Origin of the sequence: Lentzea xinjiangensis (assembly GCF_900110955.1) — a bacterium.
GTDB lineage: Bacteria > Actinomycetota > Actinomycetes > Mycobacteriales > Pseudonocardiaceae > Lentzea > Lentzea xinjiangensis.
Genome location: NZ_FOFR01000010.1, coordinates 214,549 through 234,741, shown reverse-complemented (window position 1 = coordinate 234,741; position 20,193 = coordinate 214,549). Strand labels below are relative to the sequence as shown.

Annotated in this window: 23 protein-coding genes; 13 read left to right on the top strand and 10 right to left on the bottom strand. The window is 69.5% G+C overall.

Annotated features, from left to right (window positions below; translation table 11 throughout):
- Positions 1–62 precede the first annotated feature (62 nt).
- Both BMW88_RS22520 and scoE read right to left on the bottom strand, forming a co-directional pair.
- Positions 63–578 carry an FcoT family thioesterase gene (locus BMW88_RS22520; RefSeq protein ID WP_089953590.1) on the bottom strand — a complete coding sequence of 172 codons (516 nt, stop codon included), beginning with the start codon at positions 576–578 and terminating at the stop codon, positions 63–65.
- Positions 578–1,468, bottom strand: coding sequence for a (3R)-3-[(carboxymethyl)amino]fatty acid oxygenase/decarboxylase (gene scoE / locus BMW88_RS22515; protein ID WP_089953588.1), 891 nt, complete (start codon positions 1,466–1,468; stop codon positions 578–580). Before scoE ends, BMW88_RS22520 begins: the two co-directional genes overlap by 1 nt.
- Before the next feature lie 590 nt (positions 1,469–2,058).
- Here scoE and BMW88_RS22505 point away from each other — a divergent pair.
- Positions 2,059–2,460 carry a nuclear transport factor 2 family protein gene (locus BMW88_RS22505; RefSeq protein ID WP_089953587.1) on the top strand — a complete coding sequence of 134 codons (402 nt, stop codon included), beginning with the start codon at positions 2,059–2,061 and terminating at the stop codon, positions 2,458–2,460.
- Positions 2,461–2,754: 294 nt separating this feature from the next.
- On the opposite strand, the gene BMW88_RS22500 is transcribed toward BMW88_RS22505, so the two are convergent.
- Positions 2,755–3,366: a TetR/AcrR family transcriptional regulator gene (locus BMW88_RS22500; RefSeq protein WP_245777977.1), complete on the bottom strand. Its 612-nt coding sequence runs from the start codon at positions 3,364–3,366 to the stop codon at positions 2,755–2,757.
- Between the two features lie 146 nt (positions 3,367–3,512).
- Between BMW88_RS22500 and BMW88_RS22495 the strand changes: the two genes are divergently transcribed.
- From BMW88_RS22495 to BMW88_RS22485, 3 genes are read left to right on the top strand one after another with little or no spacing between them, the layout of a single operon-like run.
- Positions 3,513–4,109, top strand: a complete 597-nt coding sequence (locus BMW88_RS22495) for an NADPH-dependent F420 reductase (protein WP_089953583.1) — start codon at positions 3,513–3,515, stop codon at positions 4,107–4,109.
- Positions 4,110–4,113: 4 nt separating this feature from the next.
- Positions 4,114–5,115 carry a zinc-binding alcohol dehydrogenase family protein gene (locus BMW88_RS22490; protein WP_089953582.1) on the top strand — a complete coding sequence of 334 codons (1,002 nt, stop codon included), beginning with the start codon at positions 4,114–4,116 and terminating at the stop codon, positions 5,113–5,115.
- Between the two features lie 47 nt (positions 5,116–5,162).
- Complete coding sequence (locus tag BMW88_RS22485; RefSeq protein ID WP_089953580.1) at positions 5,163–5,624, top strand: nitroreductase/quinone reductase family protein; 462 nt, start codon at positions 5,163–5,165, stop codon at positions 5,622–5,624.
- A gap of 275 nt (positions 5,625–5,899) precedes the next feature.
- On the opposite strand, the gene BMW88_RS22480 is transcribed toward BMW88_RS22485, so the two are convergent.
- Positions 5,900–6,922: a beta-ketoacyl-[acyl-carrier-protein] synthase family protein gene (locus BMW88_RS22480; protein WP_089953578.1), complete on the bottom strand. Its 1,023-nt coding sequence runs from the start codon at positions 6,920–6,922 to the stop codon at positions 5,900–5,902.
- A gap of 81 nt (positions 6,923–7,003) precedes the next feature.
- Between BMW88_RS22480 and BMW88_RS22475 the strand changes: the two genes are divergently transcribed.
- Together BMW88_RS22475 and BMW88_RS42010 are read left to right on the top strand one after the other, a co-directional pair.
- A complete protein-coding gene (locus tag BMW88_RS22475; RefSeq protein WP_218148169.1) occupies positions 7,004–7,825 on the top strand; it encodes a GNAT family N-acetyltransferase in 822 nt (273 codons plus the stop codon).
- Positions 7,822–8,103, top strand: a complete 282-nt coding sequence (locus BMW88_RS42010; RefSeq protein WP_177221238.1) for a DUF3040 domain-containing protein — start codon at positions 7,822–7,824, stop codon at positions 8,101–8,103. The genes BMW88_RS22475 and BMW88_RS42010 overlap by 4 nt, the downstream gene beginning before the upstream one ends.
- 347 nt (positions 8,104–8,450) lie before the next feature.
- Here BMW88_RS42010 and BMW88_RS22465 read toward each other — a convergent pair whose 3' ends face one another.
- The 3 genes from BMW88_RS22465 to BMW88_RS22455 form a co-directional block, all read right to left on the bottom strand.
- Positions 8,451–9,041 carry an ABC transporter permease gene (locus tag BMW88_RS22465; protein WP_089953574.1) on the bottom strand — a complete coding sequence of 197 codons (591 nt, stop codon included), beginning with the start codon at positions 9,039–9,041 and terminating at the stop codon, positions 8,451–8,453.
- 90 nt (positions 9,042–9,131) lie between these two features.
- Entirely contained in the window at positions 9,132–10,169 is a 1,038-nt protein-coding gene (locus tag BMW88_RS22460; RefSeq protein WP_089953572.1) for a medium chain dehydrogenase/reductase family protein, read from the bottom strand.
- A 231-nt stretch (positions 10,170–10,400) separates the two neighbouring features.
- Positions 10,401–10,805 carry a Dabb family protein gene (locus tag BMW88_RS22455; protein ID WP_089953570.1) on the bottom strand — a complete coding sequence of 135 codons (405 nt, stop codon included), beginning with the start codon at positions 10,803–10,805 and terminating at the stop codon, positions 10,401–10,403.
- Between the two features lie 122 nt (positions 10,806–10,927).
- Between BMW88_RS22455 and BMW88_RS22450 the strand changes: the two genes are divergently transcribed.
- From BMW88_RS22450 to BMW88_RS22420, 7 genes are all read left to right on the top strand, one after another.
- Positions 10,928–11,557 carry a TetR/AcrR family transcriptional regulator gene (locus tag BMW88_RS22450; RefSeq protein WP_089953569.1) on the top strand — a complete coding sequence of 210 codons (630 nt, stop codon included), beginning with the start codon at positions 10,928–10,930 and terminating at the stop codon, positions 11,555–11,557.
- A gap of 146 nt (positions 11,558–11,703) precedes the next feature.
- Complete coding sequence (locus BMW88_RS22445; RefSeq protein WP_177221237.1) at positions 11,704–12,627, top strand: MarR family winged helix-turn-helix transcriptional regulator; 924 nt, start codon at positions 11,704–11,706, stop codon at positions 12,625–12,627.
- Between the two features lie 144 nt (positions 12,628–12,771).
- Entirely contained in the window at positions 12,772–13,866 is a 1,095-nt protein-coding gene (locus BMW88_RS22440) for a cupin domain-containing protein (RefSeq protein ID WP_089953565.1), read from the top strand.
- Positions 13,863–15,119 (top strand): FAD-dependent monooxygenase, encoded by a 1,257-nt coding sequence (locus BMW88_RS22435; protein WP_089953564.1) that lies wholly within the window; start codon positions 13,863–13,865, stop codon positions 15,117–15,119. Before BMW88_RS22440 ends, BMW88_RS22435 begins: the two co-directional genes overlap by 4 nt.
- 16 nt (positions 15,120–15,135) lie before the next feature.
- A complete protein-coding gene (locus BMW88_RS22430) occupies positions 15,136–16,056 on the top strand; it encodes a fumarylacetoacetate hydrolase family protein (RefSeq protein ID WP_089953562.1) in 921 nt (306 codons plus the stop codon).
- A 70-nt stretch (positions 16,057–16,126) separates the two neighbouring features.
- The gene (locus BMW88_RS22425; RefSeq protein ID WP_089953561.1) at positions 16,127–17,092 is read left to right on the top strand and encodes a LysR family transcriptional regulator; all 966 of its coding nucleotides are present in this window, start codon (positions 16,127–16,129) and stop codon (positions 17,090–17,092) included.
- Positions 17,089–17,559: a MarR family winged helix-turn-helix transcriptional regulator gene (locus BMW88_RS22420; protein ID WP_245777976.1), complete on the top strand. Its 471-nt coding sequence runs from the start codon at positions 17,089–17,091 to the stop codon at positions 17,557–17,559. The genes BMW88_RS22425 and BMW88_RS22420 overlap by 4 nt, the downstream gene beginning before the upstream one ends.
- A gap of 3 nt (positions 17,560–17,562) precedes the next feature.
- On the opposite strand, the gene BMW88_RS22415 is transcribed toward BMW88_RS22420, so the two are convergent.
- From BMW88_RS22415 to BMW88_RS22405, 3 genes are all read right to left on the bottom strand, one after another.
- Positions 17,563–19,194, bottom strand: coding sequence for a CocE/NonD family hydrolase (locus tag BMW88_RS22415; RefSeq protein ID WP_177221236.1), 1,632 nt, complete (start codon positions 19,192–19,194; stop codon positions 17,563–17,565).
- Between the two features lie 76 nt (positions 19,195–19,270).
- Positions 19,271–19,450: a hypothetical protein gene (locus BMW88_RS22410; RefSeq protein WP_218148168.1), complete on the bottom strand. Its 180-nt coding sequence runs from the start codon at positions 19,448–19,450 to the stop codon at positions 19,271–19,273.
- A 163-nt stretch (positions 19,451–19,613) separates the two neighbouring features.
- Positions 19,614–20,183 carry an NADPH-dependent FMN reductase gene (locus BMW88_RS22405; RefSeq protein WP_089953559.1) on the bottom strand — a complete coding sequence of 190 codons (570 nt, stop codon included), beginning with the start codon at positions 20,181–20,183 and terminating at the stop codon, positions 19,614–19,616.
- Between the last annotated feature and the right edge of the window lie 10 nt (positions 20,184–20,193).

Sequence of the window (20,193 nt, the reverse complement as noted above, 5' to 3'; positions counted from 1 at the left end):
TTGACACTGTTCCTCATTTCGTCCACGGGAATGCGAGAGGTGGCGGCCATCGACCTGGCTGGTCAGCCAGGAAGGCGGGTGAAGGCGAGGGTGACCTCGCCCGCGGCGGCACCGCCGTTGTCATCCCAGAACGAGCACGCGGTGTCGATGATCATGACCGGCGGCCTGCCCGGTTTCCGGCGCACCACAGGCTTCGCGAACGTGACCTCACCCGTGAACGAACCGGGGTCGATCATCCGGGAGAACTTGCTGGCGAAGCGGTAGATCAGGACGTCGGAAAGCTGACGCTCCCAGAAGTCGTCCATGCTCCACGCGGCGAACTCGTCGAGCAGCTCTCGCTGGACGCAGCTGGCGATGAGGAAGTACCCGAGCTGGTTGTAGCAGATGTTGAACTCGACCGCGTTGAAATGGCCGGTGGAGTCGATGTAGCAGGACTCCGCGATGGAGAACCTGCCCCGCGCGGTGACCTCCTGAGCGCCTTCGACGACGTACGCCTCCTGGAGGTAGCGACAGTCGTCGCGGTAGGGACGCAGCACCTGTGACAGGAGTTCGACGTCGTTCCGATCGACCACCTTCATCACGCGTTTCCGTCTTCGACGCCGAAGAACGGTTCGTCATCGTGCACGGTGACGCGGTACGACTGGGCGGGCTCCGGCGCCGGGTTGTGCAACGCCCGGTGCACCAGCACGCGGTTGTCCCAGATCAACAGGTCACCCTTGACGAACGTCTGAAGGTGGATGCGCGGGTCACGGCACTCCGGATCCAGCTGACCGGTGCGCTCCAGCACCTCCTGCAGGATTTCGCCGGGCAGCCTGACACCGTTCCGGTCGACGAAACCGAACGACGCGGCCTCGCTGACGTAGAGGACCTCAACGCCCGTGACCGGGTGGCGGAACACCGTGGGGTGGTAAACCGCGGGCGTGGTCCGCTCGATGTCCGCGAGCACCTCGTGCATCGGCTTGTAGACGTCCGAGGGCCGGATCTTCACGTAACGCCGGGCGCTGTGTTCGACCTTGGTGCCGCGCAGGGTGTTCCGCAGCGACTCCGGCAGATCCGCGAAGGCCTTCGCCATGTCGAGGTAGTAGGTGCCCCGGCGCGTCGTCGGCACGATCTGCGGATACGTCATGGTGATGCCGAACGGGTTCGGCATGAACGAGTAGTCCGCGTGCCAGAACTTGCCGGTCTGCGGCACACCCTTGAAGTTCTCACCCGGCTTGCTGCCGGAGACGAAGATCTCCGGGTGCTCCGGGTGGTGGTACATCGGCTCGTAGTACGTCTCGATCGTACCGAGCGCCTTGCCGAGCGCGATGAAGCCGGCCGGGTCGAGGTGCTGCTCCTTGAGCAACAGCAACTGGTGCTCGTAGATCCCCGCGCGCAGCGTCTTCAGGTCGTCGGCGGAGGCGTTCTCCAACTCGAACCCGGTGACCTCGGCCCCGAGAGCCTGTCCAGGTGCAGGCCGCAACCGCATTGCATTCATCTCCAATTGCATTTCCGCCAACGCTCAGCGTTTCACCGAATTCCAGAAGCACTCTGGATCCACACCCGACTACCGGCGTCCTCACAACCAAGGGAAAAAGCGTGATCCCGAGCACGGCACAGGCCGGGTGTCGACCGAGGAAAACAGATCCACGTCCGCCGATCCAGAGAAAACCTGATCCGGTGACCCTAAGGACATGACCGTCGACACCTTGAGACCACGCGGATTCCACGACCAATCAAGACGGCGTGCGCCGTTTGGCCAGTTCGGGCGTCATCAGGCGGAGGCCGACCTGCGAAGGGTCGGTCAGGACGGCCGTCATTCGAACAGCAAGACGCCAAGCGCACGCTCGCGAGCAGAAGATGGCAGGAACACGGCGTTGTATTCGCGTCGCCGGCGGGCAAGGAGCTGGACTCCCACAACGTCCGCCGCGCGTTCCGCAGGGTCACCAAGGCGGCCGGGATGTGGTCCGGCTCCCCGATACCGTGATGGCGTCAGCGAGAGACCACCCCTACGCCTTCTGACCTGGTTGTGAGCGCAGATGTCGCCGACCGGGACCGAACGGGTGAACAGGAGCGGGTATGACCGACGACGTGGCCAGCCAAGTGATCGAGGCTGAGCAGGAGCGGATCCGATGTCTCCTCGACGTGGACCGCGCCACCTACGACCGCTTGCACGCCGCGGAGTACCGGTTGTGCAACCCGACCGGCACCGTGTGGACGAAGGCCGAGTACCTCGATCTCCTCACCACCGGGCGGGTCGTCTACCGGGAATTGGGGCCGACCGGCGACGTGGACGCGATCGTCGGCTCCGACGTCGTCGTCCTCCGCTACCGGTGCGTCATCGAACTCACCGTCGACGGCGCGGACATCCCGCGGCACGAGGCCTGGCACACCGACGTCTACACCACCGCCAGCGGCACGTGGCGCTGTGTCTGGTCGCAAGCCACCGGCATCATGGACCTTCCGTTGGCCGCACCCTGACCCGGCAACGAGGAAGGTGCGGCCCCGCCGGACTCGACGTCGTGGCAGATGGCAGGGGTCCGGTTCGTCACGGAGCGGCGCGAACCAGGTCGCTGCGACCGGCTGCGGAACACCGTCCGCGGCCAGCTCCGTCACGAGCGAGCAGAGCTTTTCCCGGCAGGTTCGCCTGCGACCGGTGCGCAGTCGCGCGGCGCAGGACCTCGTTCTGCTGCTCCAAGCAACTTGATCCGCTCGCGGACCCCGTGCAGCTCGGCCGAGTCGTTGTGACTCACACCCACACCGCCCGCCGGACGGTCACAGCTTCTTGAGCCGCCGCCGATTGACCGTCAGCACCTCGTCCGACAGGTCGGGGGCGGCGTCGGCGACCGCGCGGGAGAGGATCAGCGCGCCGACCATCTGGCTGAACATCGCCACCGCGCGCTCGCGGGCTTCGGCGGGCGCGAGTTCGGCGCCGGCCTGGCGTGCGTGGTCGAGCAGCATGTCGGTGATGGCGGCGAAGTAGCCGTCGAGCCCGCGCCGGTATTCGGCCTGGGCGGCGGCGCCGTGGCGGCTGGCGTCGGTGGCGAAGGCGGCCGAGGCGCAGCCGATCTCGGGTCGGTCGCGGTGCTCGGCGTTGACGTACTCGTCAACCATGTCGTGCAGGGCCGCGCGCGCCGAGCGCGGATGCGCCTCGCGGATGGCGTCGAGCGCCGCGAGCGAGTCGGTGAAGCCCTGGCGGAGGACTTCGAGCGCGAGGTCGTCCTTCGAGGCGAAGTGGTTGTAGAACCCGCCGTGCGTCATGCCGGCCGACTTCATCAGCTCCTCGATGCCGATGCCGTCGATGCCGCGCAGCCGGAACCCCGCGCCGGCCGCGTTGACGATCTTCTCGTGGTTGAGCCGCTTCTGCTCCTGCGTGATGCGGGGCACGTCCACCACCTTCCTGACGAGATCCCTTCCGATGATACCCATCATCAAAGCGAGTGTCCACGGAGGAGCCCGGCTTGACAGCTAATGATGATGCCTACAATCATTGCTTATGATGACGGACGTCATCGAAGGCTGGAGGGACGGTCATGAACTTCGGAACCATCGGCGCCGGGACGGTCGCACAGGCGATCGCCGCCCACCTCGTGACGGCCGGCCACGAGGTGACGCTCAGCAACAGCCGCGGCCCGGACACCCTGCTCGACGTCGTGACCCGGCTGGGGCCGCTCGCGAGCGCGGGAACAGCCGCCGAAGCGGCTGCCGCCGACATGGTCTTCCTCGCCGTGAGGTGGCCACAGGTCGGTGACGCGCTGGCCGGGCTGCCCGAGTGGGACGGCCGCATCCTGGTCGACACGACCAACAACCTGGCGTCGATGCGGCCGACCGTCGCCGACCTCGGGGTGGAGACGGCGAGCGAGTTCGTGGCCGATCGCGCGCCGGGTGCGCGCGTGGTCAAGGCCTTCAACACCCTTTACGCCCAGTACATCGCCGCCGATCCCCGGCACGCGGAAGGGCGGCAGCTGCTGTTCTACGCCGTTGACGACGAGGCCGCCAAGGCGGATTTCCACACCGTCGCCGACACCATCGGATTCGCGCCGGTCGACGCCGGGACGCTGCGCGACGGCGGCCGGCTCATGCAGGTCGGCGGCCCGCTCTCGGCGCTGCACGCCCTGAGGCAGGACTGAAGCCGTGAAAGCACTCGCCTACGAAGAAGCGCACGCGCTCGACGCGTTCGCCATCACCCTGACCGAGGTCGCCGAACCTCGGCTGCGCGACGGTGACCTGCTGGTCGAGGTCCGTGCGATCGGCATCAACCCGGGCGAAGCCTCGATCCGGCGGACGCGCAGCGCCGAGCCCGGCGGGCGGCTCGTACTCGGCTGGGAGTTCGCCGGGGTCGTCGCCGCGACCGGGCCCGCGGCCACCGGGTTCGCGGTCGGGGACCGGGTGATGGGCACCGGCGACTTCACCCGCGACGGCAGCTGGGCCGAGCGCGTCGCGGTCGACCACCGGGTCGTGGCCAAGATCCCGGACCGGCTCGCGTTCACCGACGCCGCGTCGCTGCCCATCGGTGTCCTCACGGCCTGGGAGTCGCTGTTCCGCGACCAGGACGTGCTGCTGCCCGGTGTCAGCCGCGTGCTCGTCGTCGGCGGAGCCGGCGGCGTCGGGTCGATGGCCACGCAACTGCTCAAGGCCATGACACCGGCCTTCGTGATCAGCACGGCCTCGCGGCCCGAGTCGCGGGAGTGGGCGACGGCGATGGGCGCCGACCTGGTCGTCGACCACCGCGGCGACTTGGCCGGGCAGCTCCGCGCGGCGGGGATCGATCACGTCGACCTGGTGTTCTCGACCTCGGGCACCACCGGCCACCTGGGAGCGATCGTCGAGGTGCTGCGCCCCTTCGGCCACCTGGCCTCCATCGACCTCGCAGGCCCCCTCGACCTCGGAGCCGTCACGGGCAAGTCGCTGTCGCTGCACAGCGAGATGGTGTTCAGCAGGATCGCGGCCGGCAGCGACGTCGGCAGCCAGGGCCGGATCCTCGCCAGGGCGGCGGACGACGTCGCGGCGGGCCGGCTGCGCCCCATCGTCACCACCACGCTGGACGGCCTGACCGCCGAGACGATGAAGACGGCACACACCCTCGCCGAGAGCGGCCGAACCATCGGCAAGACCGTGATCAGGGTAGACCGGTGAACCACGGCGGCGCGAAAACCTCCCTCGATGAAAGGAAGTTCTCTGAGATGACGAAGGATCTGCTCGACGGCGAGTACGTCCCCAGCACCGACGCGATGACCCGCGAACAGGTTGAGCTGTACGAGCGCACCGACGGCCGCGAAGGCGCGACGATGGGAGGCGGCCCGGTAGTCGTGGTGACCATGCGCGGCGCCCGTTCGGGCAAGCTGCGCAAGGTCGCCCTGATGCGCATCGAGCGCGACGGCGTCTACGCCATCGGCGCGGCCGCCGGCGGCCAGGCCCGCAATCCGAGCTGGTTCCACAACCTCGTGGCGCACCCGACGGTGCAACTGCAGGACGGTCCCGTTCGCCGGCTGATGACCGCCAGGGTGGCCGAAGGCGCGGAGCGGGCGGACTGGCTGGCCTACACCGACGAGCTCTACCCGTTCTTCGCCGACTTCCGCGCCCGTGCCGCCGAGGCCGGCAACCGCGACGTGCCGCTGATCCTGCTGGAACCCACCGAGAGCTGACCGAACTCGCCACGGCGCCTGGACTCACCCCCAGGCGCCACCACCCGGCCGACGCCGAACGACCATCCGGCAACTCGACGACATCGCGCTGCGCCGTGGCCGCCGCCGAGCCGACGAGGCACGGCGGCGGCACACGTCACCAGGAGCGAGCCAGTTGGTGATCACACCACCGGTCCCCCTCGCGGCCGGCCGCAGCATTCCGGCCTCAGTGCGGCGAGCGCGATGGGGGACGCGGCACCACGCCGAGCAGCGTTCCCGTCACCGCGCTTCCCCGCTCATGCCGCGTATCCGGGCTGGGTGAAGGCGAGGACGGCGTTGTGACCGCCGAAAGCGAACGAGTTGCTCAACGCGGCACGCACCTCGGTCTCCCTGGGGGTACCGATCACGACGTCGACGTCCAGCTCCGGATCGACCGGGGCGGCCCCGAGGGCGGGTGGGACCACGTTGTGGACGATCGCCTGGACAGCTGCGATGGCCTCCAGCACTCCGGCCGCGCCCAGGGCGTGACCGGTCAGGGACTTGGTGCCCACGACGGCGGGACGCGACCCGCGGTTCCCGAACACCTTGCCGAGGGCGAGGGCCTCGTGCGCGTCATTGCCCTGGGTCCCCGTGCCGTGCGCATTGACGTGATCGACGTCCTCCGGGCGCAGTCCTGCCGAGCGCAGCGCCCTGGTGATCGCCCGCTCCGCACCTGCGGCCTCCGGGTGCAGGCGGAGCATGTGGTGGGCATCGCTGGACCGTCCGAAGCCCGCGAAAGTCGCCAGGGGCCGCGCGCGCCGCGCGGTGGCGTGGGCGGCGGACTCGAGCACGAGGAACCCGGCTCCCTCGCTCAACACGGTTCCGGTGCGTTCGCTGCTGAACGGCCGGCACGCGTCCTGGGGTGTGTCGTTGGCACGCGACAGAATGCCGAGCCGGTCGAAGCCGGCCAGCAGGTGCGGGGTGAGCGGCGCTTCGGCCCCGCCGGCCATGACCAGGTCGGCTTCGCCGGACGTGATCATGTGGTGGGCGGTGATCAGCGCGTCCGCGCTGGAGCAGCAGGCGCTGGTGGTCACCGCGCAGGGGCCGCCGAACCCGTGGCGGATGGCGATCCAGGCGGGCGTGTTGTTGTTCATCGCCATCGGCGTGAACCGGGCCTGCACGCCAGCCGGTCCGTACTCCAGCAGGTCGCGGTGGCTCGCCTCCAGGGACTGGATGCAGCCCCACCCGGTTCCCGAGACGATGCCGGCCGCGGAGAGGTCCGCCGCTCCAGACGAGCTCCAGCCCGAATTGCCATGATCGCTCGCCCTTTCGGGCCACACAGCACAGGTAGATCACCGTCAACGCTGTAATCAGGTCTGGAGACGGCCGACGTGATCCCGGGAGATTCGATGACCACCACTGTGCCCACCGGCCTGGCCGAGATGACGGAAGTCGGTGCCTATGCGGCGTGGAGCGGCAGCTCGTCGCCTGATCACCGCGAGGCCATGGGAATCTCGTCCCTGCGGCGCGGGGCCGCCCTGGGCACGACCCTCGCCGGCTTCCCCTCGTTCATGGTCAACAGGGTCGGTACCGGCGAACCTCTCGGCACGGACGACATCACCGCCTTCATCGGCTTCTTCCGCGAACAGGGCGTGCCGCAGGCGGCTTTCATGGTGGCGCCGCCCCTCCGGCCCGATGACTGGCAGACGATCTGCAAGGAGCACGACCTCACCGCTGGACCCACCTTCGTCAAGCTGGGCGCAGAGGTGAAGTCCGCACTCGATGCCGCCGATGGCCTCGCAGGGCTGGACAACGGCCTGCACGTCGGCAGAGTCGGGCCGGAGCACGCCCGCGAGTACGCCGAGGTCATGATCAACACGTTCGGGTTGGCGAAACCCGGAATGCTCGAAGTCGCCGAGGCCTGCGTGGGCGCACCCGGCTGGGAGCAGTACGCGGTGTGGCAGTCCGACCGGATCATCGCGGTCGGAAGTGTGTGGTTCAACGGCGACTGCGCCGACATGTTCGGTGGGGCGACGCTGCCGGATCACCGCCAGCGGGGCGCGCAGTCAGCGTTGATCACCGCACGTCTGCGCGCCGCCCGAGCCGCCGGCTGCCGGTGGGCTGTGGCGGAGACGGGCGCAGAGGCTCCCGGAGAACACAACCCCTCGCTGCACAACTTGCAGCGTCAGGGCTTCCAGACCATGTACGAGCGCACCACGTGGCTGTGGGAGCCCGAGAGGTGAACGACCGCGAAGAGCGAGCGCTCCAAGAACTCGAGGGCTTTCTGGAGCACACCGATCCCGAGTTCGTGCAGAAGATCCGCGGCACTGAGGACACGAACACCCGTCGCCTCAAGAGGATCGCCACAGTGAGCATGATCGGCGGCAGCTTCCTGGCCCTCACCGGTCTCCACCTGGGCTCCGCGTTCGGCGGCATCGGCATTTTGATCGCACTCGCCGCATGGGGCTTGAAGGTGGCCGCGCCGCAACTCACCACGCGTCGGCCCGTCAGACGTCGATGAACGAGTTCAGCAGCCTTCCTCGGCGTTGCCTCGCATCGGTTTCTCAGATCTTCATCCTGGCAACGTCGGCGCCGCCTCCGTTTCGGCAGGCACCTCGCGGGTCGTGAAGGGCTCAGCCGCTGGTCCTGCCGGGGTTCCTCCCAGGGGCGGCGCAGATCGATGGCGAGGTCGCGGGCGAGACGGAGCTGGGTGCAGGCGGTCAGCAGCAGCCAGGTCCAGCGGTCGGCCGCGTCGGGTGAGCGTCGAAACAGCGCAGGAACGCCTGCCAGGGCGGTGAGTCGGGCGTGGGTGTGACACAGGATCCGCCGCGCACAGGTATGCGCTTCGGGCCGCAGCCGGTAGAAGTTCTACCTGGCAGGGGTCCTCAGGCGACGGCGCTCCAGGAACGCTGCCAGCAGGTAGGCACCGCCGCCCAGCACGGTCAGCACACCGAAGAAGCCGGGCCCCGAGACGAACAGCGCGCCCGCGGCGACCAGCGCGAGCCAGGTGCCCAGGTTGTAGTGCAGGACGTTGCCGCGGATGGCGCCCTCTGCGATGTAGATCAGGCCCACGACGATGGCTGAACCGGCGGGCCAGAGCACGGTTTGCAGGTCCGGGTTGTCGAACACCGTGCTCAAGCCGGTGATCACCAAGGCCAGCGCGGTGAAACCGGTCACCCAGGCCATGCCAACGAGCTTCTCGGCTCGTCGGCGCGTTTCGGAGGCGAACCGCTGGGCGCGCAGCGACGCGGTCATCGCGAAGGTCACTCCGGTGAGGATGCCCGTCGCCAACAACGCGATCGGCAACCACGACGGCATGGTGACGAGGTCCGCCTTGGACAGCAACGCGGCGCCGTGGCCGAAGACGTAGGCGAATGCGAAGCCCAGGTAGGCGGCCCGGTTGTCGACTTCGCCGGTTCGGGCGCCGGCTGTGGCGCGAGCGGCAACGACGTTGATCATGGGGATCTCCTGGAAGTCAGATGAGCGAATCGAGCACACTTGTCACAAGGCTGCGCGGGCCCGTCCGGGGCCCCTGGCGGCGTGGTCCGTTCACGGTTCCGCGACGATGACGACCTTGCCCAGCACGGTTCGCGACTCCGCCAGCGCCAGCGCAGCAGAGGCCTCCGGCAACGGGAAGCGCGCGGCGATGCGCGGCGTCAGCACACCGGCCTCGACCAGGCGCAGCACCTGCGTGAGGTCCTCGGCGAGGCGGGCGCGGAACCCGGCCGGGCGGAATCGCCTGCCGGCCCAGAAGTTGTAGAAGCTCGCGCGCCTGCCGTTGGGCAGGGCGTTCCAGACCATCAGGCGGCCGAACACCTTGAGCACCGGCAGCGACGCGTTTCCCGGCTCGTTCTTCGTCGCGGCCGAGCCGTAGCTGATCAGCGCACCACCGCGGCGCAGCAGTCGCCAGGAGTCCTGCACCGTGGGGCCACCTACGTGGTCGAACACCGCATCTACGCCGTCGGGCGCGAGTTCGTGGATCTTGTCGTACATGGCCGGGTCGCGGTAGTCGACGGGAATGGCGCCGAGCTCCCGGACGGCGTCGTGGTGGCGGGCCGAGGCCGTGCCGATCACCCTGATGCCGGCGTGACGGGCCAGTTGCACCAACGTCGACCCGACGCCGCCGTTCGCACCCAGCACGACGATGGTGTCGCCGCGCTTCACCTTCGCGGCCCGGTACATCATCTGCCACGCCGTGACGCCGTTGAGGACCACGGCCACGGCCACGGCGGCGTCGAGGCCTTCCGGCACCGGCACCAGGTCCGCGGCCTCGACGATCAGCCGGCTCGACCACCCACCGACCTTGGTGACCACGGCGAACCGCTTCCCGTGCAGCTCGCGGTCGACGCCCGGCCCTGTTCCCACGACCGTGCCGACCACGTCGTAGCCGGGCACGAAGGGAAATGCGGGCTGGTCGTAGTACTTGCCCACCCGCATCTGCTGCTCGGCGAACGAGACGCCCGTGGCGTCCATGCGCAGGACGACCTGGCCCTCTTCCGGTGCGGGCAGGTCGCGGACCCGGACCCGCAGGCCGGCAGGCTCGACGACACCCGGCAGGACGATCTCGGTGGTGGAGGTGACGCTCATCGTGACTCCTTGACTTGCCACCTGTGCTCACAGGTGTGAACCGGCGGAGGATGACCTACGGGATTGATGCGGGAGCAGGACCTCGTGAAGCGCGATCGTCGCGCGTGACGCGCAAGAGTCCTCAGTGGACTTCGATCGGGCAGCCCGCGGTTTCGTCGAACCGCGTTCGGCGTCGTGAACGCTCCTGGGCGTTCACGACGCCTCGATCGCCGACCGTCCGGGGTGAGCCGGTCAGTCCTCCAGGCCCGCGCCGACGAAGGTCGGCACTTCGGCGATCATCGCGGCGACCTCGGGGTTGTGCTCGTTGCGGCGCCGATGCAGCTCCTGGATCTTGGAGCTCAGCTCGGGGTCGTCGTCATCGCTGATGTCGAAGATGTCGAGCCGCTCGGCCAGGTGCAGCCCGATGCGGTCGGACTCGTAAGTCGACGGATGCGTCAGGTACGCGAAGAGCCCGTCGAGGTCCTCCACGGCGAACACCGCGCTGTACTCGAAGTCGCCTCCGTGGTCGCGGCCCACCACGAACGACTTGACGGCGGGGTTCGACCGGCCCTGGTTGCGCCAGGACTCCAGCGCCACCTCGATCTGCTCGGGCGTCGCCGTGGCCTTCAGGGTGGCTCGGTTGATGTGGTAGATCATTGCTCACGCCTCATTTTCTAACGTCGTTAGATCTTCTAACGTCGTTAGACTATGCATGGTTTCACACCCTTGTCAAGGTGGCGTCTAGGGTGCGAGCACTCCACTGAAAGCGAGCGACGACCATGGCGACGAGCACGAGGCGGGCCCTCGAACGAGCGCGCACCCGTGAACGGATCATCGAAACCGCGCTGCACGTCCTCGAGTCCGAGGGGGTGGCGGCTCTGACCATCAGGCGCATCGCGACTGAGATCGAGTACACCGCACCCATCGTCTACCAGTACTTCGCCGGCAAGGACGAACTCGTGCTGGAGCTGGTCACGCGCGGTTACCAGCTTCTGCTGAACGACATCCGGCTCGCCTCCGGGGAGCCCGACATCGACCGGCGCATGCTGCGGCTGGCGTCCGAGTACGTCCGGTTCGCCGGTGAGCACCCGTACCTCTTCCAGGTCATGAACGACGCCACGGTGAATGCGGACGAACGCCGGCGTGCGGCGGAACCGGGCACCGAAGTCCTCAGAGAACAACTCGCCTCTTGGGCGAGCGAGCACGATGTGGTGCTGACCGACTTCGACGAGGCCTGCGAGATCGTGTGGGGGACGCTGTACGGAATCGCCTCGCTCGGCCACCTCGGCACCGTCGGCAACGAGCGGGCCAGGAAGCTCGCCGAGCAGGCGTTTCGCGCGATACTTTCCGGCTGGTCGAACGGAGCACCGGGAACCGAGCAACCGGATCAGGGTGAGCCCGCGGAGTGATGTCCTACCTGCGGCTCACGGTTTCACAGCCCGGCGACCGACCCGACAGACGGCATGCACACGATGGATCGCCATGACGGTGTTATCGTCCGCACGCGGAGGCGGCCGCTTCGCACAAGCAGCCGGGCGAACGGAGGGTGGCTCCAGTGCCGGATCTCGCGGCGACAGGAGGCCGCACCCTGCTCCTCGCCCTCGAGGAGACGCCCGGCCATCTGATCCGCCGCGTGCAGCAGCGCCACACCCAGCTCTGGAGCCGCGAGTTCGACGGCACCATCACGGGCCCGCAGTACGCGGTGATCAGCGCCATCGGCGGTGATGGCGGACTGGATCAGCGAGAGGTCGGCCGGCGCGCGTCGCTGGACAAGTCCAGCACGGCGGACATCGTCGCCCGGCTCGAAGAGCTGAGCTGGCTCCGGTTCACCAAGGACCCCGCTGACGGGCGCCGCAAGTCGCTGCGCCTCACTCCTGTTGCCCGCACAGCGCTCGGCGAAGTCACCCGGCGCGCCGGGCTCGTCCAGGAGCGCCTGCTCGCGCCGCTCGCGCCGCAGGCCGTCCCCGCGTTTCTCGCGGCGCTGCAACTGGTCGCCTATGACGGAGCGCCTCCGGTCGCCGGGTCGACGGAGGAGGAGGTCCTGCTTCTCGGAAGCACGCCGGGGCACCTCATCCGGCGCGCTCAGCAGAGGCACACGGCGGCGTGGGGCGAGGAGGTCGGCCGAGCGCTGACAGCACCCCAGTACGCGGTGCTCAGCGTGCTGGGTGCCCGCCCGGAGGGTGCCGACCAGAGCACCGTCGGCGAGCTGGCGTCGCTCGACAAGTCGAGCATGACGGACATCGTCGCGCGGCTGGCGAAGCGAGGCTGGATCGCCCGCACCCGTGACCCGGCGGACGCACGGCGTCGCCTCCTCAGCCTCACGGACCTGGTCCGCGACGATCTGCCGGAGTTCACGCCCGCGGTTCGGCGCGTCCAGGAACGCCTGTTGCGACCGCTCCGGTCGAGCGCGGAACGCGCCGCGTTCCTCGACGGGCTGAAGACGCTCGCCTTCGACGACGACGTTCCGCCGGGAGCCTGACGGGCCAACCGGCCGAGTTCGTTCCGCATACGGATGATCTCGCTCTTCGATCTCCCTGCTGTGCCCTCCCTTGTCATGCTTCACACGCCAACCTACAGTGACCTTAAATTAGTACGTGTACGGACTATATGGCGCGGAGGGAAGATGACCACACGGCAGTTCAGTGCGGCCGATCACGAGCTCGACGGGCTGTACGCACAGCTCGCCGAACAGTCGTTGCAGCCGTTGTGGGAGCTGTCCGGCCTGCTCACCGAGGAACCGCGGACCCGGGCGATCCCCTTCCGGTGGCCGGGCCGGGAGCTTCGCGAGCTGGGCCGGCGCGCCGGTGATCTGGTGCCCGTCGACCGCGGGGGCGACCGCCGGGTGCTCGCCTGCTGCAACCCCGGGCTCGGCGGCGCGCCCTACGCGGTGCCGACGCTGTGGGCGGCCGTTCAGCACCTGCGGGGGAACGAGGTCGCGCCCGCTCACCGGCACACGCCTTCAGCCCTGCGGTTCGTCGTCGAGGGCGAGGGGGTCTGGACCGTCGTCGACGGGGACCCCCTGCACATGGGTGCCGGGGACCTGATCCTGACGCCGAGCTGGACCTTCCACGAGCACCACAACCCCGGCGACCGGCCGATGATCTGGCTGGACGTCCTCGACCTCCCGATCGTCTCCGCCCTGGACGCCGTGTTCTTCGAGGAGGGTCCGGACGGGCAGGACGGCCGGACCGGCTCCCGTTCGGCCTCCGAGAGGTGGTTCGGCGGGGGTCCGGGGCTCGTTCCCGTGGACGGCCCCGCCCTGCCCGAACACCGATCACCGCTGCTCGCCTACCGCTGGGCGGACACCGATCGCGCGTTGGCCGCACTGCTCGACGTCACCGGGTCGCGGTACGCCACCCTCCGGTACAGCGATCCCGTCCGCGGCGGCGACGTCATGCCGACGATGCGGTGCGAGATCAGCCGTGTCCCGGCGGGAATGGCGACCGACACCCTCAGGCAGACCGGCGGACGCGTGCTGTGCGTGCTGCACGGCTCCGGTGAGATCCGGATCGGGGCGCGGCGGTTCGCCGCCGAGCCCGGTGACATCTTCGCCGTTCCGTCCTGGACACCGTGGGCGGTGCACGCCGGCACCGAGATCGACGTCTTCAGCACCAGCGACGCACCCGTGCTCGAGGCCCTCGGCCTGATGCGCACGCAGAACCTCACCACCGGCGGGAACGGCGGAGTGACCGCACAGCTGACCGGTGCGGGCGAGTGACCGGCCACCGCGACATCCCCGCACTCGTGGTCGGCGGCGGCATCGGCGGCTTGGCCACCGCGCTCTCCCTCGCCCGGAGCGGTCAGCGCGTTCACCTCGTCGAGCGGGCGCCCGAGTTCGCCGAGATCGGGGCCGGCCTGCAGTTCGGCCCCAACGCCAGCCGCGCCCTCGACGCCCTCGGGGTCCTGGAGGACATTTTGCCGCTCGCCGTCGCACCGGCGCGGGCGGTGATGGTGGACGCACGCACCGGGCGGCGCCTGACCACGCTCGACTTCGGACCCGCGTTCGTCCGGCGCTACGGCTATCCCTACCTCGTCCTGCACCGGCACGACCTGCTCGAGAAGCTGGTCGAGCACTGCCGCAGACACCCCCTGATCACGCTCGAGAACAACCGCACGGTCGCCGATGTCGACCTGCGCGCCGACGGCGCGACGGTGGTGTGCACCGACGGCACGCGCTACGAGACCGCGGCCGTGATCGCCGCGGACGGACTGCATTCCGCACTGCGCCGGCACGTCGTCGACGACGACACCATCTGCAACGGGTACGTCGCCTACCGCGGCACCGTCACCCGGGAGCGAGCCGGCCGGTCCGCCGACGACACGTCGGTCCTGCTGTGGGTCGGCCCCGGGATGCACCTCATGCAGTACCCGGTCCGCCGCGGCGAGCTGTACAACCAGGTGGCGGTCTTCCGCAGTCGCCGGTACCGGCCCGGGCTGGAGCCGGGGACGTGGGGAGGCCACGACGAGCTCGACGAGGCCTTCGAGGACGCATGCCGGCCGGTGCGCGAAGCGGTGGCCCGGATCGGCCGCGCGCGGCATTGGGCGATGTTCGACCGCGAGCCCGCGACGACCTGGGTCAACGGCCCGCTGGTGCTGACCGGCGACGCCGCTCACCCGATGTTGCAGTACCTCGGCCAGGGTGCCTGCCAGGCCTTGGAGGACGCCGTCGAGCTCGGCCACCGCTTCCGGCTCCACACCCACGGCGGCGTGGTGGACCTGCGCCGGGCTTACCGGGAGTTCGAGCAGGTCCGCATTCCCCGGACGGCGCGGTGCCAGACCAGCGCACGGCCTTGGGGCGAGCTGTGGCACACGGACGATCCCACCGTGCTGGCGCTGCGCGACAGGCTGTTGGCCCGGCGCCCCGCGGACGACTACGACGAGCTCGACTGGCTCTACGCGCCCGCACCGGAGGCGACCGCCGGCTCGGCGCCGGACGCCGCCGAGCGGATCGACGCCACCCCCAGGACCTGACGTTCGGAGAGCGACCATGCGCTACCTGTCTTTTCTCGACGCCGCGAACCGGCCGCGGGTCGGTGCCGCCGACGCCGCGGATGTGCGCGATCTGACCGATTTCCTGCCACCGGGGGACACCAGCCCGATGCGCAGGCTGATCACCGCGGCCGCCACGAGCGACTTCGGCGCGCTGCTCGCCCGCGCGCCCGTCGTCGCCGGAGCCGACGTCCGGCCGCTGCCCGTCGTGCCGGACCCCTCCAAGATCGTCGCGGCACCGGTGAACTACCGGGCGCACCAGGCGGAGATGAACGAGGCCGCCCACATCGACTCGCTGGGTGTCTTCCTGAAGGCCCCCAGCTCCGTGCTGGGCGACGGCGGCACGGTCCGCCTGCCCTACGACGACCGCAGGTTCGACCAGGAGGGCGAGTTCGCCGCCGTCATCGGCCGGGTGTCGCGGAACCTGACCGAGGCCGAGGCCCTCGACGCCGTCTTCGGCTACACGTGCCTGCTGGACATGACGATGCGGGGCGGCGAGGACCGGTCCGTGCGCAAGTCGTTCGACACGTTCACCCCGATCGGCCCCACGATCGTCACACCGGACGAGCTCCCGCCGATCGACGAGCTGCAGATCCACCTCTGGGTCAACGGGGTGCTCCGGCAGCGCGCCGATCTCAGCGATCTCCTCTGGGGGCTGCCCCGCCTGATCGCCTACGCGTCCTCGGTGATGACTCTCCTGCCGGGGGACATCATCACCACGGGCACCCCCGAGGGCGTCGGGGAGGTGTTCGACGGCGACCGGATCGACCTGGAGGTCACCGGCATCGGCCGCCTCACCGCGCAGGTGTCCACCGCTGGAGCCACGCCGTGCCCGACCAGGGGAGCCAGGAGCGGTCCGGTCCCGCCCAAGACGTTGAGCCGCGTCGCGGAGCGCACCTCCGCACCGGCGAACCCGTAGCCGGGCTTCGTGTTTGCAGGTCACAGCGGAGCATGTAATCATTGATACCCTCAATGATTGAGGATGCCACATGACTGTGCGAACACGAGAACCCGAGCAGGCCCGGTCCCCCCTGCGCTACGACAACCGCATCACGCTGCAGAAGCTCGAGGTGTTCTGCTCCGTCGTCGAGCTGGACGGGGTCTCCAAGGCCGCCGAGCACCTCTGGGTCGCCCAGTCGGTGGTCTCCGGGCACCTGCGTTCCCTGCAGGAGCGGCTCGGGGTTCAGGTGCTCTACCGGGACGGTCAGAAGATGAAGCTGACCGCGGCCGGCGAACGGGTGTACCGGTGGGCGCGCGAGACCCTCTCCGAGACGCGAGAGCTCATGCGGCACCTCGAAGACCTGACGTCGGCCGAGAACGAGCGGCTCGTGCTGGCCGCCAGCATGACGACCGGCAGCTACCTCCTGCCGGCGGTCCTGGCCGAAATGGGCCAGGACCGGCCCGGCGCGGTCATCACGATGAGCGTCACCGACACCGACTCGGCCTTCGCCGCCGTCGCGTCCGGTGAGTGCGGCATGGGCATCGTCATCGCGGAGGAGGAGTACGGGCACCCTCATCTGCGGTGCGAGGAGATCGGCCGGGAGGAGATCGCGCTCGTGGTGGCAGCCAACGGGTTTCCGGGCGTCGGCCAGTTGCCGCTGGCCGACGTCGCCGCGCTCCCCCTCGTCACCGCGCCGGCCGGGAGCCGGGCGCGCAAGGCCGTCGACGGCCTCCTGGCCGGGTTCGGCACCGTCCCGCGGAACGTGGCGATGGAACTGGGGCACCCCGAGGCGATGAAACGCGTGCTCCGCAGCGGCACCGCCGCGTGCCTGCTCTTCCGGTGCTGCGTGCAGGACGAGCTCGCGGCCGGGACCTTGCGCGAGATCCCGGTGACCGACGCCCGCCTCACGCTGCCGGTGGTCAGCATCGTCCGCGCCGATCGGCGGCTGCCGTCCCTTCCCGCCCAGCTGGTCGAACGAACCCGTGCCCATCTGGCCGGACGGCGCCCGTCGTGACCGAGGACGTGAACCCCGGCTCGGTACGCCCGCCGACCCTCCTGGGCATCCCCTCCTACCTGGCCGGGAACGTCGCGCGCGCCACCACGCGGACCCTGACGCGCAGCCTCGCCGAGCACGGCCTGAGCCTCAACCAGCACGCCGTCCTCGTCGCCCTCCGCGACTTCGGCCCGATGGCCTCGCACGAGATCGCCGACCGCCTCGACGTGGACCGCAGCCAGGTCGTCGGTTTCGTCGACCGCCTCGAACGCGACGGCTTCGTCACCCGCAGCCGCGAGGCGCACGACCGCAGGCGCGTCCTGATCTCGGCCACCGCCAAGAGCGTCGAAGCCGAACGGCGGATCACCGAGGCCGCACGGGCCGCCGGGTCCTCCTTGTTCGACGTCCTCTCACCGGACGAACTGGCCCAGCTCGTCCGGCTGCTCCGGAAGGTGCTCGACGCGCACGACGACGCCCGGCTGGGGTAGCGGTCATCCGGGGACGACGGGCAGGAGCAGGTGACTGTCGGCGGTGCCGCCGGTGTGAACGCGATGCCGGCCGCGGTTGACCGACTGCTCGTGCGCCTGCGCCGGCCCGATGTCGTACCGGTGGACGTCCCGGCCCTGGACGACGAGCCGCACCGTCTCCCCTGCCTCGAACAGCGTCGACGACGGCCAGATCTCGATCTCGACGGGTTCGCGCTCCCCCGGCCGCAACGGCAGCAGCCGTTCGTGGCGAAGCCGTGGCTGCCACGGGGTGGACCGTTCCTCGTCGAGCTCGCGGTGGCTCGCGCGCAACCACCCCAGTGCGACCTGACCATCGTCCATCATGGACCAGTACGGGAAGTGCACCTGGCGACCGGCGCGGTCGAGCTTCTGCAGGGCGACGAAGAGGTCCATGTCGTCACCCTCGTCGGTCTCGACCCACAGTCGCAGCTTCGCGTGGCCGGTGATCTCGGTGCGGGTGTCGAACCGGAGGTCGAACACCGCTCGTCCGTCCGGGGCGTCCGGGTCGTAGTCGGTCACCGCTTCCACCGGCGCCGCCCCGGGAACGAGACGGCCCTCGCGGGCGTCCAGTGCGTAGCGGCGGTAGCTGGTGCGGGCCAGGGGCCATTCGTTCTCGGCCCGCTCGACTCCCTCGTAGTAGCGCTCGCGGACCTCGATGCGCACGGGTGGCCAAGTGCCGACCTCGTCGCCCGCGGCCTTGAGGAAGTGGTCGAAGAACGCCAGTTGGCGGCGCAAGCTCTCCGGGCGGTAGTAGTACTGCCACTTCTTGCGTCCGTGGACCTCGAGCCACCGGTGCTCGGAGCTGATCTCGCGCCAGGCTTCGATCGTCCCCCGCGTGTGCAGGCCGTGGTCCCCCCAGTCGGTCACGCAGTAGGCGGGCACGTCGATGACGGAGAGGTCGGCGACCGACTTGCTCAGGTTGTAGTCGTCGAGCAGGAGATGGGCTTCGTGCATCGCGGGCAGGTCCTCGACCCGCCCCGGCCCGCACCGGCAGGACCACTGGGTGAACCGGACGAACTTGGTCTCGGGAATGCCGCCGTGGAAGAAGTACTCGCGGTAGCAGTCGCTCCAGCCTTCCCACGGGTTGATGGCCGCGAGGTGCGGCGGCCGCGTCGCGGCGACGCGCCACTGGACGACCGCGAGGTACGAGACGCCCGTCATGCCGACCTTGCCGTTGCACCACGGCCGTTCCGCCACCCACTCGACGAGGTCGTGGCCGTCCTCGCCCTCCTGCTCGCTGAGCACGACGAGGTCGCCCTCCGACATCCACGAGCCGCGGGAGTCGGCGTTGACGACCGCGTACCCGCGCTTGGCCCACCACATCGGGTCGGGCCCCTCCCAGACGGTGTGCGAGGAGATGACGTCGCCGGGCACACCGGCGCCAGGGAACAGGTGGAAGCCTTTCGGCGCGTGCTTGCCGTAAGGGCTCAGCGTCAAGATCGCCGGGATGTCCGTCGTGAGGGGCGGGCGGAAGATGTCGACGTAGACCGTGACGCCGTCGCGGAGCACCACGGGCACGTCACGCTCGATGCGGACGCCGTCCTCTTCCTCGACCACGCCTGTCCGAAGGCCGGGGTGGCCGCCCTCGGCGGGATCGAGGCCGTCCATCCAGATCATCCCGGACAGGACGCGGTTCCCTCGGCGAGACGGTCGCGGTGAGTCGCTCATTGCTGTTCGAGCTCCGTTCCTGGCTTCACAACAGCTTGTCCAAGGTGATGGGGGCGATCGCCGCGCCCACCCCGGTGATGCCGATCTCGCCGGCTCCCCGCGCACCGGCGGGCGCGTGCGGATCGGGGACGCCGGTCCACAGGACGTCGATCTCCGGGACGTCCAGGTGGACGGGAACGTGGTACTCCGCCAGGCTCGCGTTCATGATCCGCGCGTTCCGCGGTCGAAGCGGGTCTCCTCCATCAGCGCGAGACCGAGGCCCATGATGATGCCGTCCCAGAACCTGCGGCACCCGAATAGTTCCTCTCCGCCGCGGTCATCTGCTTCCGGCTGTTGAGCGCCGAAAGGGAAAGCGCGGCTCGCGGGAGTCACTTGACCGCTCGCGCCGGCGCCAGCGTCACGTTGAGCGCCTCCAGCTCGGCGAACATCGACGTCGCCGCCGCGTCCATCTGCGCGTTGGCCACCAGTTGCCCGTTTTCGTCCAGCATGGTGTAGACGAACGGGATGTGGACCGAGGTGCGGACCGTCACCATCTGCAGAGCGCTGGTCACCTGCTGGAGCTGCTGGACGGCTCGCGTCCCGGCGGCGACACCACCGTAGGAGACGAAACCGAGAGGCTTGTGCCGCCATTCGTGACAGAGGTAGTCGAGTGCGTTCTTCAGCGGGGCCGGGTAACCGAAGTTGTATTCGGCCGTGACGAGCACGACGGCATCGGCGCTGTCGACGATCGAACTCCATTCGAGCGCGTGCGGCGTCGTGTAGTTGCGCAGCCCGGGGTGGTCCGGCTCGTCGAGGAACGGAAGCGCGAGCTCGGCGAGGTCGACGAGCTGGACGTCGAAGCGTCCGTCCGCGGCCGCCAGTTCCGAGAACCAGGTGGCCACCGGCAACCCGATCCGGCCCGGCCGCGTGCTGCCAATGATGATCAAGAGCTTGGGCATGACCCCTCCA

Coding starts and splice junctions, on each gene's coding strand:
- BMW88_RS22520 (WP_089953590.1), bottom strand. CDS start 578: ATGAAGGTGGTCGATCGGAACGACGTCGAACTCCTGTCACAGGTGCTG.
- BMW88_RS22440 (WP_089953565.1), top strand. CDS start 12,772: ATGACCACACGGCAGTTCAGTGCGGCCGATCACGAGCTCGACGGGCTG.
- BMW88_RS22405 (WP_089953559.1), bottom strand. CDS start 20,183: ATGCCCAAGCTCTTGATCATCATTGGCAGCACGCGGCCGGGCCGGATC.
- BMW88_RS22410 (WP_218148168.1), bottom strand. CDS start 19,450: ATGAACGCGAGCCTGGCGGAGTACCACGTTCCCGTCCACCTGGACGTC.
- BMW88_RS22450 (WP_089953569.1), top strand. CDS start 10,928: ATGGCGACGAGCACGAGGCGGGCCCTCGAACGAGCGCGCACCCGTGAA.
- BMW88_RS22465 (WP_089953574.1), bottom strand. CDS start 9,041: ATGATCAACGTCGTTGCCGCTCGCGCCACAGCCGGCGCCCGAACCGGC.
- scoE (WP_089953588.1), bottom strand. CDS start 1,468: ATGCGGTTGCGGCCTGCACCTGGACAGGCTCTCGGGGCCGAGGTCACC.
- BMW88_RS22495 (WP_089953583.1), top strand. CDS start 3,513: ATGAACTTCGGAACCATCGGCGCCGGGACGGTCGCACAGGCGATCGCC.
- BMW88_RS22505 (WP_089953587.1), top strand. CDS start 2,059: ATGACCGACGACGTGGCCAGCCAAGTGATCGAGGCTGAGCAGGAGCGG.
- BMW88_RS22425 (WP_089953561.1), top strand. CDS start 16,127: ATGACTGTGCGAACACGAGAACCCGAGCAGGCCCGGTCCCCCCTGCGC.
- BMW88_RS22430 (WP_089953562.1), top strand. CDS start 15,136: ATGCGCTACCTGTCTTTTCTCGACGCCGCGAACCGGCCGCGGGTCGGT.
- BMW88_RS22485 (WP_089953580.1), top strand. CDS start 5,163: ATGACGAAGGATCTGCTCGACGGCGAGTACGTCCCCAGCACCGACGCG.
- BMW88_RS22460 (WP_089953572.1), bottom strand. CDS start 10,169: ATGAGCGTCACCTCCACCACCGAGATCGTCCTGCCGGGTGTCGTCGAG.
- BMW88_RS22455 (WP_089953570.1), bottom strand. CDS start 10,805: ATGATCTACCACATCAACCGAGCCACCCTGAAGGCCACGGCGACGCCC.
- BMW88_RS22415 (WP_177221236.1), bottom strand. CDS start 19,194: ATGATCTGGATGGACGGCCTCGATCCCGCCGAGGGCGGCCACCCCGGC.